Genomic DNA, 12,345 nt, shown 5'->3' on the forward strand with positions numbered 1-12,345 from the left:
GTCTACTTGACGACCGTCACCGGTGTGCCCGCCGTGGCGAACTTCCACAGGGCCGAGCCGTCGCCCGCCCGCATGCGGACGCCGCCCGTGGTGGCGTTCTCGGCGGGGGGCGGCGGGGAGGAGCCGTCGACGGCGTTGGAGAAGGCGATGTTCACCCCGGACTTCGCCGCGAAGTACACGACGTGCTCGATCTCCACGCCGTCCGACCCGGTGGTCGCCTCCGTGCGGGTGCCGACGGTGTAGCGGCCGGCGTCGGGGTCGACCGTGCCCGGCCACACCACGAAGGTGCGGCGCGTGGCGTCGCTCGCGTCCACCAGCCACACCCGCCGCTCGGCGAGCGAGTACACGATCCGGCGGCCGGTGCCGGAGCCGTCCGGGACCTTCGCCGGACGGGCCGACTCGGTCGGTGCCGGCGTCGCGGAGGCGGTGACGGAGGCGCTCGGCCGGTCGGTCACCGCGGTGGGACGCGTGCCCCGGTCGGCCTGGACGGCCAGGACGGAGACCGCGACGAGAGCCCCCGCGGTCAGACCAGTCACCCAGGCCCAGGACGGTATTCGGGCAGGCACGGCAAGGTTCTCCTCAGCTCACCGACAGGGCCGGATCATCGTACTGCCAGCTGTCTGCCGTCCTGTTCTCAGTCCAGCACCGGCAGCAGCTCGGGCAGGTGGCCGTCCGAGGCCGTCGCCGCCCGCCGGCGCTCCTCCGGCACCTCCCCGTACAGCGTGGTCCGGGGCCTGGCCGGGCGGCCGGCCGCGTCCGCCACCGCCACGAGGTCGCGCACCGACTTGTAGGAGCCGTAGGAGGAGCCCGCCATCCGGGAGATCGTCTCCTCCATCAGGGTGCCGCCCAGGTCGTTGGCGCCCGAGCGGAGCATCTCGGCCGCGCCCTCCGCGCCCAGCTTCACCCAGCTCGTCTGGATGTTGGGGATCCAGGGGTGCAGCAGCAGCCGCGCCATCGCCGTCACCGCCCGGTTGTCCCGGACGGTCGGCCCGGGGCGCGCGATGCCCGCCAGGTAGACCGGCGCGTTGGTGTGGATGAAGGGAAGCGTCACGAACTCGGTGAAGCCGCCGGTGCGTTGCTGGATGGAGGCCAGCGTGCGGAAGTGGCCCAGCCAGTGGCGGGGCTGGTCGACATGGCCGTACATCATCGTCGAGGAGGAGCGGATGCCCAGCTCGTGCGCGGTCGTGATCACCTCGATCCAGGTGGCCGTGGGGAGTTTGCCCTTGGTGAGGACCCAGCGGACCTCGTCGTCGAGGATCTCCGCGGCGGTGCCGGGGATCGAGTCCAGACCCGCCTCCTTCGCGGCCGTCAGCCACTCCCGGATCGACAGGCCGGTGCGGGTCGCGCCGTTCACCACCTCCATCGGGGAGAAGGCGTGCACATGCATGCCCGGCACCCGGGCCTTCACCGCCCGCGCGATGTCGAAGTACGCCGTGCCCGGCAGGTCGGGGTGGATACCGCCCTGCATGCAGACCTCGACCGCGCCGACGTCCCAGGCCTGCTGGGCGCGGTCGGCGACCTGGTCCAGGGAGAGCGTGTAGGCGTCCGCGTCGGTGCGGCGCTGCGCGAACGCGCAGAACCGGCAGCCCGTGTAGCAGACGTTGGTGAAGTTGATGTTCCTGGTGACGATGTACGTCACGTCGTCGCCCACGGCCGCCTTGCGGACGTCGTCGGCGATCCGGGTCAGCGCGTCCAGCGCGGGGCCGTCGGCGTGCAGCAGGGCCAGCGCCTCGTCGTCGGTCAGCTTCGTCGGGTCGTCGGCGGCGGTGGCGAGCGCCTGGCGCACGTCGGTGTCGATGCGCTCGGGCACCATGCCGGGGGCGGCCGCCTCACGCAGGGCGCCCCAGTCCCCGTACACCTCGTCGAAGTCGTCGCGGCGGTCGGTGGTGCGGCCCTCGGTGTCGATCGTGGTGTGCAGGTCGGTACGGCCCGAGGCCTCGAACGCCTCCTCCGGCTCCTGCCAGGGGTGCCCCTCGACGACGGCGTCCGGGCGGGCGAGGCCGGTCTGCGGGTCGGCCAGCGCGGCCACGTGCGGACGCAGCCGCGGGTCCAGCCAGGGCTCGCCGCGCTTGACGAACTCCGGGTACACGCAGAGGCGTTCACGCAGTTCGAAGCCGGCGGTGCGGGAGCGCTCGGCCAGCTCCTCGATCTGCGGCCAGGGGCGCTCGGGGTTGACGTGGTCGATGGTCAGCGGGGACACCCCGCCCCAGTCGTCGATACCGGCGCCGATGAGCCGCTCGTACTCGGAGTCCACCAGGTTCGGCGGGGCCTGGAGGCAGGCGGCCGGGCCCATCAGGTGCCGGGCGACGGCCACCGTGGCGACCAGTTCGTCGAGTTCGGCGTCGGGCATGCCGCGCATCGCCGTGTCCGGCTTGGCGCGGAAGTTCTGGATGATCAGTTCCTGTATGCCGTGGTAGGCGCGGGAGATCTTCCGCAGCGCGAAGAGGGACTCGGCGCGCTCCTCGTAGGTCTCGCCGATGCCGATCAGGATGCCGGAGGTGAAGGGCACGGAGGAGCGGCCCGCGTCCTCCAGCACGCGCAGGCGTACGGCCGGTTCCTTGTCCGGGGAGCCGTGGTGCGGGCCGCCGGGCTCGGACCAGAGCCGGGTGGCGGTGGTCTCCAGCATCATGCCCATGGAGGGCGCGACGGGCTTCAGCCGCTGGAAGTCGGTCCAGCTCATGACGCCGGGGTTGAGGTGGGGCAGCAGGCCCGTCTCCTCCAGGATCCGGATCGAGATGGCGCGGACGTAGGCGATGGTGTCGTCGTAGCCGTGCGCGTCCAGCCACTCGCGGGCTTCCGGCCAGCGGTCCTCGGGCTTGTCGCCGAGGGTGATCAGGGCTTCCTTGCAGCCGAGGGCCGCGCCCTTGCGGGCGATGTCGAGGACCTCGTCGGGGGACATGAACATGCCGTGGCCGGCGCGGCGGAGTTTGCCGGGGACGGTGACGAAGGTGCAGTAGTGGCATTTGTCCCGGCACAGCCGGGTGAGCGGGACGAAGACGCTCTTGGAGTAGGTGATGACGCCGGGGCGGCCGGCCTGGGCGAGGCCGGCGTCCCGGACGCGGGCGGCGGACGCGGTGAGGTCGTCGAGGGCCTCGCCGCGGGCCTGGAGGAGTACGGCCGCCTCGGCGGTGTCGAGGGCGACGCCGTCGCGGGCTCGTTTCAGTGCGCGACGCATGGAGTTCTCGGTCGGGCCGGTTCCGGAGGCCGCGGGAGTCGTCATTCCTTGAGCATACGTTCGGGGGTTGTGGGGTCGGAGGGGGTCGGGGGTGGGGGTGTGGGCTGCCGGGTGCGGGTGCGTCGTGGCTTTTTGCGCAGTTCCCCGCGCCCCTAGAAGGGTGCGTTGCCGGGTGCGGGTGCGTCGTGGCCTTTCGCGCAGTTCCCCGCGCCCCTAAAAGGCGCGTTGCCGAGTGCGGGTGTGACGTGGCTGGTCGCGCAGTCCCTCGCGCCCCTGGGGGTCTGGGCCGGGCCTCGTTCAGAGGAAGGGGGCGTATGCGTCCAAGGTTCGTAGTACGTCTGCCTCGGCCGCCGGGGGCAGTTGCGTTACGACCTCCTCGATGCCGAGGTCCGCGTAGTGGGACAGTTTGCCCGGGGTGGGGTGGATTGCGTACGGGACGATCTGGAGGGCGGCGGGGTCGCGGCCCGCGTCCGCCCATGCGGCGCGGAGCACCGGGAGGGTCTCGGTCAGGCCCCGGCCGCCGATCGGCATCCAGCCGTCGGCGTACTCGCAGACGTGCGCGAAGAGCTTGGGACCGGCGGCGCCGCCGATCAGGGTGCGCGGTCCGGTGACCGGCCCGCGCGGCTTCTGCACCGGCTTCGGGTAGGCGTACGACGCCCGTACGCTCCCGAACTCACCCTCGTACGCGGTCGGTTCCTCCGCCCACAGGGCCCGCATCAACGCCATCCGGTCGCGGACGAGTTCGCGGCGGGTGCGCCAGGCGACCCCGTGGTCGTCGGCCTCCTCCACGTTCCAGCCGAAGCCGAGACCGAGGGTGAGCCGGCCGTCGGAGAGGTGGTCGACGGTGGCGATCTGCTTGGCCAGGGCGACCGGGTCGTGCTGGGCGACCAGGGTGATCCCGGTGCCCAGGCGGAGCCGTTCGGTCACGGCGGCGGCCTGCCCGAGGGCGACGAAGGGGTCGAGGGTGCGCCCGTACTCGGGCGGCAGGTCACCACCCGCCGGGTACGGGGTGGCGCGCTCGACGGGGATGTGGGTGTGCTCGGGCAGGTACAGCCCGCCGAACCCACGCTGCTCCAGCTCGCGGGCGAGCCGGACCGGGGTGATCGTCTCGTCGGTGAGGAAGATCGTGACGGAGAGGCGCATCCCCCATCTGTACCGGGAGCGACGTGAGATGTCGATACCGACTGGTCGGGATTTCCCCGGACCTGCCGGTCACCGGTGGTCCAGGTCCACGACGACGGCCGCGTGGTCGGAGGGCCAGACGCCGTCCACCGGGCGGTCGCCGGCCCGCCGCGCCCCGCGCACGGTCACCGGTCCGCCGAGCCGGACGTAGTCGATCCGGGCCGCCTGCCGCGGCCCGTCCGGCCGGTACGGGAGTTCCGGGTCCCAGTCCCAGGTCGCCGCGTCCTCGACGGTGCCCGACTCGGTCCAGGCGTCCCGTAAGTCCCGGGCGAGGGGGCGGAGTTCGGGCGCGTCGGGCTCGGCGTTGAAGTCACCGGTGACGATCACGGGCCCCGCGCGGCGGGCGAACTCCGCCAGCGCGGCGGCCTGCCGCGCGCGTACGGCCGAGGCGTCGGGGGCGGAGGTGAGGTGCGCGGTGACGAAGGAGACCGGTCCCGTCCGTGCGTGCAGGGCGAGCCGGCCGTCGTCGAGTTCGGCGGGCACGGGCAGCCGCAGCACCTCGCGCTCCCGCAGCGGCCACCGGCTCAGCACCGCGTTGCCGATGTCCACCGACGGGTCCCCGATCCGCCGCCGCCACCGCTCCGGCGCCGGGGACGGCGCCCAGGTCCAGTGCAGGCCCAGTTCGTCGGCGAGCCACTCGGCGAGGTTCTCCCCGTCGGCCGACCACACCTCCTGGAGTCCCACCAGGTCGGGCTCAAGGTCCCGCAGGACGGCGAGGATCGCCTTGCGGCGGTCGGCCCAGGCGCCGAACCGCCACCACAGATTCCAGGTCACGACCCGCACCGGCACACCGCCCGCTTCCGACCGAGGGACACAGGGACCACCACTGGAGGACGCGGACGCCCCTCCTCACCCATGCCCACCACGGGCCCGCCGCAGCCGGACCGACCGACGGATTCAGTTGCCGTTCACACCGCGGACAGCCGGCACCCGGTGTCCCTAGTCCTCCACCACCAGCGCCGGGGTGCTCACCGTGAGGACCTCGCCGCGGAAGAAGGCGGGGCTGCGGCGGCGCATGACCAGCATGAGGACGACGCCCAGCAGGAGCAGGCCGATGCCGATCACGAAGACCGAGCCGACGCCGAACACCGCGGAGCCGCTGCCGTAGGCGGGGTCCCACATGTCGAAGAGCGTCTTGCCGAAGACGGCGGCGAGGAGCAGCCCGCCGGTCACCGGGAAGGCCCCCTTGAACAGGGCGTCGCGGACGGACCGGGTCAGCTCGCGGCGGAAGAACCAGGCGCAGGCGAACGCGGTCAGCGCGTAGTAGAAGCAGATCATGAGGCCCAGCGCGTAGATCGTGTCCACCAGGACGTGCTCGCTGACCAGGGTCATGACGGTGTAGAAGACGCCGGTCGCGATGCCGGCGACCACGGTCGCCCGGCCCGGCGTCCGGAAGCGCTCGTGGACGCGGGCGTACGACGGCGGCAGCGCCTCGTACGTCGACATGGCGAGGACGGTGCGGGCGACCGGGATGAAGGTGGTCTGGAGGCTGGCCGCGGCGGAGGCGAGCACGGCCAGGAAGAGCAGGACGCCGAGCGCCTCGCCCATGACGGGACCGGCGAGCGCGGCGAAGACGTTGTCGGAGGTCTCGGGGTTGGCGAGGCCGAGACCGGTGTCGCCCGAGCCGACCGCCATCTGCGCGGCGACGCCGGTGACCAGGTAGGAGCCGACCAGGACGACCATGGCGACGAGGGCCGCGCGGCCGGGGGTCTTCTCGCTGCCGACGGTCTCCTCGTTGGCGGTGAGACAGGCGTCCCAGCCCCAGTACATGAAGATCGACAGCGACAGGCCGGCCGTGAAGCCGGCGAAGGACTTGACCTCGAAGGGGTTCAGCCAGGACCAGGAGAAGTCGACGCCGCCCGTGAGGTCGCCGGCCTTGGAGACGGCCAGCGCCACGAAGACGGCGAGCACCACCATCTGGAGTCCGACCAGCGCGTACTGGACGCCCTTGGTGGTCGTCATCCCGCGGTAGCTGATCGCGGTGGCGGCGGCGATCAGTGCCAGGCAGGTGAGGATGTGGACGGCCTTGTTGTCGTCCAGGGCGGCCACCGGGTCGCTGCCGGTCAGCTCCCCGGCCAACAGCCAGAAGTAGGACGTCGCGACGCCGGCCAGGTTGGACAGCACGATCACCGTGGCGACGACCAGTCCCCAGCCGCACATCCAGCCGACCTTCGGGCCGAACGCCTTCACGGTCCAGGTGAAGGAGGTGCCGCAGTCCGGCACGGCCTTGTTCAGCTCACGGTAGGCGAAGGCGACCAGCAGCATCGGCAGGAAGCCCGCGAGGAACACCGCGGGCATCTGGAGGCCGACCTCGCCGGCGGTGGAGCCGAGCGTGGAGGTCAGGCAGTACACCGGGGCGACCGTGGAGACACCGATCACGGCGCTGCCGAGCAGTCCGACGGAGTTGCCGCCGAGTCCCTTGCCGCGGACGTCGTCGGCCGCGCCCGTCCGGGAAAGCGGGGGTCGCATTTCCGTCTGAGTCATGGAACAGGACGTTAAATGGTGCGAATTCCATGGCCTGTGGACCATCCACGATCCCGCAGAACCTTGGAATTAACCTTCAGCTCGACAAGCTGTCACATGATTGCATGGTCGGCGGGGCGCCACCGCCACCGACTCAAAGGCATATGGCCTCCGCGCCTCACATTCGATAATCGCAGCACGGCCTGGAATGTCCGATTCCGAATCCGACCGTGTGGTCCCGGTCACCCCGGCCAGACGATCGCCTGGACCTCGCTGTAGGCGTGCAGCGCGTACGAGCCGACGTCGCGGCCCACTCCGCTCCTCTTGAACCCGCCGAAGGGCGCCTCCATGTTCCGGCCGACCGTGTTCACGCCCACTCCGCCCGCCCGCAGCCGCCGGGCGACACGGAAGGCCCGCGCCACGTCCGCCGACCAGACGTAGTCGATCAGCCCGTAGTCGGAGTCGTTGGCGAGGGCGATGCCCTCCTCCTCGTCGTCGAAGGGGATCACGGTGACCACGGGGCCGAAGATCTCCTCGCGGGCGACCCGCATGTCGTTGGTGCAGTCGGCGAGCACGGTCGGCGCGACATAGAAGCCCCGCTCCCGCGGTGGGCGTTCGCCGCCGGTCACGACGACCGCGCCCTCCTTGCGGCCCAGCTCGACGTAGGCCTCCACCCGGTCCCGGTGCGCCGCCGAGATCACCGGACCGACCACCGTGTCCGGCTCCGTGGGGTCGCCCACCTTCAGCCGGCCCGCGTAGGCGGCCAGGCGCTCCACCACCCGGTCGTACACCGCGCGCTGCGCCAGCACCCGGGTCGGGGCGGTGCAGATCTGGCCGCTGTAGAAGGAGAAGGTGGTGCCGATCCCGGCCACCGCCGAGCCGATGTCGGCGTCGTCGAGGACGAGCGCCGCGCCCTTCCCGCCCAGCTCCATCAGCTGGCGTTTCATGTCGCGTCCGCACACCTCGGCGATCCGCCGTCCGACCGCCGTGGAGCCGGTGAAGCTGACCATGTCGACGTCCCCGGAGCCGACGACGGCCTCCCCCACCTCCGCCGAGGACCCGGAGACCACGTTCACCACCCCCGGCGGCACCCCGGCCTCCGCCAGCGCCTCGGCCATCCGGTACACCGACAGCGGGTCCTGCGGGGCGGGCTTGACCACCACGGTGTTGCCCATGGCCAGCGCGGGCGCGACCTTCCCCGCCGCGTTCGCCCAGGGGTTGTTGTACGAGGAGACGCAGGCGACGACCCCGACGGGCTGCCGCACGGCCAGCGCGCCCATCACCCCCGCCCGCCCCATGGGACCTGCTTCGTTGATCTGCGGCGGCACCGCCCACTCGGCGCTCTCCACGCGGGAGTAGCGCCGGAAGCGGGCGGCGGCCACGCCGACCTGCATACCGCGCGCGGTGCCGGTGGTGGCGCCGGTCTCGGCCCGCGCCAGCTCGGCGTGGGACCAGAGCCGCTCCCGGACGAGTTCGGCGGTGCGGGCCAGGATCGCGGCCCGTTCCTCGGGTGCCGTGCGCGACCAGGGCCCGAGGGCCTCGCGGGCCGCGGCGCAGGCCTGCCCGGCCTGCTCCCGGGAGGCTTCGGGCGCCGGGCCCACGCTCCGCTCGGTCGCCGGGTCGACGACGTCGTAGCAACCGCCGTCCGGGGCGGTCCACTCGCCCCCGATGAACAGCCGCCCGTTCACCGGGTGCTCACCGTCCGGGTGTCCCGTCCGGAGCGCAGCACCCGGCCGGGCACCGCGCCGGTCACCCGGTCGTCGCGGATCGCCTCGACGCCGTTGACCCACACGGCGCGGATCCCGAGGGCCTTGGAGTCCAGCCGCGGGCTGTCGCCCGGCAGGTCGTGCACCAGGGTGGCCGGGGCCGCGTCGATCCGTTCCGGGTCGAAGAGCACCAGGTCGGCATGGAACCCCTCCCGCACCTGCCCCCGCTCCCTGAGCCCGAACAGCCGGGCGGGCGCGTCGGTCAGCATCCGCACGGCCTGCTCCAGACCGACCAGCTTCCGCCCGCGCAGACAGTCCCCGAGGAACCGGGTCGTGTACGGCGCCCCGCACATCCGGTCCAGGTGCGCGCCCGCGTCCGAACCGCCGAGCAGGACGTCCTCGTGCTGCCAGGTCCTGGCCCGCAGCTCCCAGGACGCCGGGTCGTTGTCCGGCGGCATGGGCCACAGCACGGTGCGCAGGTCGTCGGCCGCGCAGATGTCGACCAGACAGGCGAAGGGGTCCTGTCCGCGCTCGGCCGCGATGTCCCGTACGACGCGCCCGGTGAGCCCGCGGTTGGCCTCGCTGTAGGTGTCGCCGATGACGTACCGCCCGAGGTCCGCGAGCCGCCGGAAGACGCCGGCCTCCTTGGACGCGGCGCGCTCCAGCAGTTCCGCCCGGACCGCCGGGTCCCGCAGCCGGTCGATCCGTTCCGGCACCGGCAGCGCGAGCACCGGTCCCCAGCCGGGTATCAGGTTCAGCGCGCAGAACGTGCCCAGGGACATGTTCATCGGGGTCAGGATCGGCATGGTGAGCGCGACGACCCGACCGCCGGCCTTGCGGGCCCGCTCACTGGCGAGCAGTTGCCGGGGCACCCGCTCGGGCACGGCGGCGTCGATGGTCAGCACGTTCCAGTTCAGGGGCCGTCCGGCGGCCGCGCTCATCTCGGCGAAGAGTTCGATCTCGGCGTCGCTGAACCGGTCCAGGCACCCGGCGACGATCGCCTCGATCTGGGTGCCCTCGTGCTCGCCGACGGCCCGGGACAGCGCGAGCAGTTCGGCCGGGTCGGCGTGCCGGGACGCCACCGGGCGGCCGTCCCCGTCGGAGTGCGTGGAGGACTGAGTGGTGGAGAACCCCCAGGCGCCGGCCGCCATGGCCTCGTGCAGCAGGCCCACCATGGCGTCGAGCTGCTCCGCGCTCGGCCGGCCGCCGACGGCGTCCTCCCCCATCACGTACCGCCGCAGCGCGCAGTGCCCCACCATGAAGCCGGCGTTGACGGCGATCCGCCCCTCCAGGGCGTCCAGGTACTCCCCGAAGCCGCGCCAGGTCCAGGGCGCGCCCTCCTCCAGCGCGACCAGCGACATGCCCTCGACCTTGGACATCATGCGCCGCGTGTAGTCGGCGTCCTCCGGCTTCAGCGGGGCGAGGGTGAAGCCGCAGTTCCCGCCGGCGACGGTGGTCACACCGTGGTTGAGGGAGGGCGTCGCGTACGGATCCCAGAACAGCTGGGCGTCGTAGTGGGTATGCGGATCGACGAACCCGGGCGCGAGAACGAGCCCGGCCCCGTCCTCACCGGACCGGGAGGGTTCGGTGACGGAGGGGGCGACGACGGCGATACGTCCATCGCGAATCCCTACGTCGGCGGTATGAGCTGGGGCACCGGTCCCGTCGATGACGGACGCACCCTTGATGACGTGATCAAGCACAGGGGTCACTCCCTACGGACTGCGGTGAGTCGTCCTACCCAGGGGCGCGGGGCTGTATCGATCTGCGGCTCCGCCGCGTGGGCGCGACCAGCCACAGCGATCCCGCACCCGCCAACAAGCCTCAGACACCCCTCCGGAACCGCGAAGTCCGATGAACAGGATCCGTATCGATCTTCGGAACCACGTGCTCCCCGATCAGTCGAATCGTCTGGAGCGTCTCCTCCTTCGGCACCCCCACCGGCAGCCCGAAGCTCAACTGGTCCGCCCCCGCCTGCTCCCACCGCTTGCACTGCCGCAGCACCTCGTCCGGGTCCCCGCAGATGAGGAGTTCCTCCTCGATGAGGACCTCGACGAAGTCCTCCGTGTACTCGGGCAGCGTCTCCGGCCACACCGGGAAGCCCTCGGGCCGGGGAAAGGTGTCGTGGTACCGGAAGACCAGCGAGGGCAGGTAGTGCAGCCCGCCGCTCGCCGCGATCCGCACCGCCTCCTCGTGCGTGGGCGCGCAGATCGCGGTGGTGGTCACCATGACGTTGTCGTTGACGAAGTCCCCGATCGGCTCGGCGTCCACGATCGCGGACTTGTACTGCTCCAGCACCCACTCCATGTCGGAGACCTTCTGCACGCTGAAGCCCAGCACCCCGAGCCCCTTGCGGGCGGCCATGGCGTACGAGGGCGGCGACCCGGCGGCGTACCACATCGCCGGGTGGGACTTCCCGTACGGCTTGGGCAGGATCTTGCGCGGCGGCAGCGACCAGTGCTTGCCCTGGAAGCCCACGTACTCGTCCTGGAGCCACATCCGGGGGAACTCCGCGATCGTCTCCTCCCAGATCTCCTTGGTGTGGTTCATGTCCGTGATGCCCGGCAGGAAGCCGAGGATCTCGTGCGAGCCGGCGCCCCGGCCGCTGCCGAACTCGAAGCGTCCCTCGGAGAGATGGTCGAGCATGGCGACCTTCTCGGCGACCTTGACGGGGTGGTTGACCTGGGCGAGCGGGTTGAAGATGCCCGATCCCAGGTGGATCCGCTCGGTGGCGTGGGCGAGGTAGCCGAGGAACACGTCGTTGGCGGAGAGATGCGAGTACTCGTCCAGGAAGTGGTGCTCGGAGGCCCAGGCGTACTTGAAGCCCGACCGGTCCGCCTGGATGACGTACTCGGTCTCCTCCATCAGCGCCTTGTGCTCGGCGAGCGGATCGGTCTCGGCGCGCTTGCCGACGTATCCCTGTACGAAGAGCCCGAATTCCACGGCTGTTCACCGTCCCCGGTCCGAAGTTTCTGATGGATCGTCAGATCGCTGACTGTGGCACCGCCCGCATGAGGCGTCAATAGCTGACGGACAGTCAGATCACCGATACGCCGGCCAGCCAGCCGCCGTCGATCACGAAGGGCTGGCCAGTGATGTACGAGGAGTCCTGCGAGGTCAGGAAGAGGGCGAGCCGGGCCACCTCCTCGGGCCGGCCGATCCGCCCGAGCGGCACGAGCTTGCGGTACAGCCCGTCCAGGACCCGTGCCGTTCCCTCGGCGTCCGCGTCCGGGTCCAGCAGGGCCGGGTTGGACATCGCGGTGTCGACGGCGCCGGGGCACATCGCGTTGACGCGGATGCCCCGGGGGGCCAGTTCCAGCGCGGCGACCCGGGTCAGCCCGACGATCGCGTGCTTGGTCGCCGCGTAGGTCCCGACCGCCGCCATCCCGGTCAGCCCGGTGTAGGAGGCGGTGTTGACGATCGTGCCGCCGTCCTCCATCTCGGGCGCGACCGTCCTGATCCCGAGGAAGCAGCCGACCTGGTTGACCCGTACGACCCGCATGAACTCGTCGAGGGGGGTGTCCACCAGGGAGTTGAAGGTGAGGATCCCGGCGTTGTTGACCAGCCCGTCGATGTGTCCGTGGGTCCGTTTCACGGCGGCCACGGCGGACCGCCAGTCGTCCTCCTCCCCCACGTCGAGCCGTACGTACAGCGCCCCGATCTCCTCGGCGAGGGCCTTGCCCGGCTCGTCGAGGACGTCGGCCACCACGACCTCGGCCCCCTCCTCCCGGAACAGCCGCGCCTCCTGCTCACCCTGTCCGCGTGCCGCGCCGGTGACGACGACGACCCGCCCGTCCAGCTTGCCCATGGGGCGACTCC

Annotated in this window: 9 protein-coding genes; all 9 read right to left on the minus strand. The window is 71.8% G+C overall.

Annotation, left to right across the window (positions count from 1 at the left end; genetic code table 11):
• Positions 1-2: 2 nt before the first annotated feature.
• The 9 genes from AB0E07_RS04375 to AB0E07_RS04415 all read right to left on the minus strand — a co-directional run bounded on the left by AB0E07_RS04375 (position 3) and on the right by AB0E07_RS04415 (position 12,334).
• The gene (locus AB0E07_RS04375; protein WP_362246266.1) at positions 3-566 is read right to left on the minus strand and encodes a hypothetical protein; all 564 of its coding nucleotides are present in this window, start codon (positions 564-566) and stop codon (positions 3-5) included.
• Between the two features lie 68 nt (positions 567-634).
• Positions 635-3,220, minus strand: a complete 2,586-nt coding sequence (locus tag AB0E07_RS04380; RefSeq protein ID WP_362246268.1) for a bifunctional FO biosynthesis protein CofGH — start codon at positions 3,218-3,220, stop codon at positions 635-637.
• A 252-nt stretch (positions 3,221-3,472) separates the two neighbouring features.
• On the minus strand, positions 3,473-4,318 hold the full coding sequence (locus AB0E07_RS04385) for an LLM class F420-dependent oxidoreductase (protein WP_362246270.1): 846 nt from the start codon (positions 4,316-4,318) through the stop codon (positions 3,473-3,475).
• A gap of 69 nt (positions 4,319-4,387) precedes the next feature.
• On the minus strand, positions 4,388-5,140 hold the full coding sequence (locus tag AB0E07_RS04390; RefSeq protein ID WP_362246272.1) for an endonuclease/exonuclease/phosphatase family protein: 753 nt from the start codon (positions 5,138-5,140) through the stop codon (positions 4,388-4,390).
• Between the two features lie 156 nt (positions 5,141-5,296).
• Positions 5,297-6,841 carry an APC family permease gene (locus AB0E07_RS04395; RefSeq protein WP_362246274.1) on the minus strand — a complete coding sequence of 515 codons (1,545 nt, stop codon included), beginning with the start codon at positions 6,839-6,841 and terminating at the stop codon, positions 5,297-5,299.
• Positions 6,842-7,062: 221 nt separating this feature from the next.
• Positions 7,063-8,508: an aldehyde dehydrogenase family protein gene (locus AB0E07_RS04400; protein WP_362246276.1), complete on the minus strand. Its 1,446-nt coding sequence runs from the start codon at positions 8,506-8,508 to the stop codon at positions 7,063-7,065.
• A complete protein-coding gene (locus AB0E07_RS04405) occupies positions 8,505-10,229 on the minus strand; it encodes a D-aminoacylase (RefSeq protein ID WP_362246278.1) in 1,725 nt (574 codons plus the stop codon). Before AB0E07_RS04405 ends, AB0E07_RS04400 begins: the two co-directional genes overlap by 4 nt.
• Before the next feature lie 121 nt (positions 10,230-10,350).
• On the minus strand, positions 10,351-11,469 hold the full coding sequence (locus AB0E07_RS04410; protein ID WP_362246280.1) for an LLM class flavin-dependent oxidoreductase: 1,119 nt from the start codon (positions 11,467-11,469) through the stop codon (positions 10,351-10,353).
• Between the two features lie 94 nt (positions 11,470-11,563).
• Positions 11,564-12,334, minus strand: coding sequence for a glucose 1-dehydrogenase (locus tag AB0E07_RS04415; protein ID WP_362246282.1), 771 nt, complete (start codon positions 12,332-12,334; stop codon positions 11,564-11,566).
• Positions 12,335-12,345: the final 11 nt, after the last annotated feature.

This window comes from Streptomyces sp. NPDC048002, assembly GCF_040653275.1.
In the GTDB taxonomy this organism is placed as follows: domain Bacteria; phylum Actinomycetota; class Actinomycetes; order Streptomycetales; family Streptomycetaceae; genus Streptomyces.

Coding starts and splice junctions, on each gene's coding strand:
- AB0E07_RS04395 (WP_362246274.1), bottom strand. CDS start 6,841: ATGACTCAGACGGAAATGCGACCCCCGCTTTCCCGGACGGGCGCGGCC.
- AB0E07_RS04385 (WP_362246270.1), bottom strand. CDS start 4,318: ATGCGCCTCTCCGTCACGATCTTCCTCACCGACGAGACGATCACCCCG.
- AB0E07_RS04380 (WP_362246268.1), bottom strand. CDS start 3,220: ATGACGACTCCCGCGGCCTCCGGAACCGGCCCGACCGAGAACTCCATG.
- AB0E07_RS04415 (WP_362246282.1), bottom strand. CDS start 12,334: ATGGGCAAGCTGGACGGGCGGGTCGTCGTCGTCACCGGCGCGGCACGC.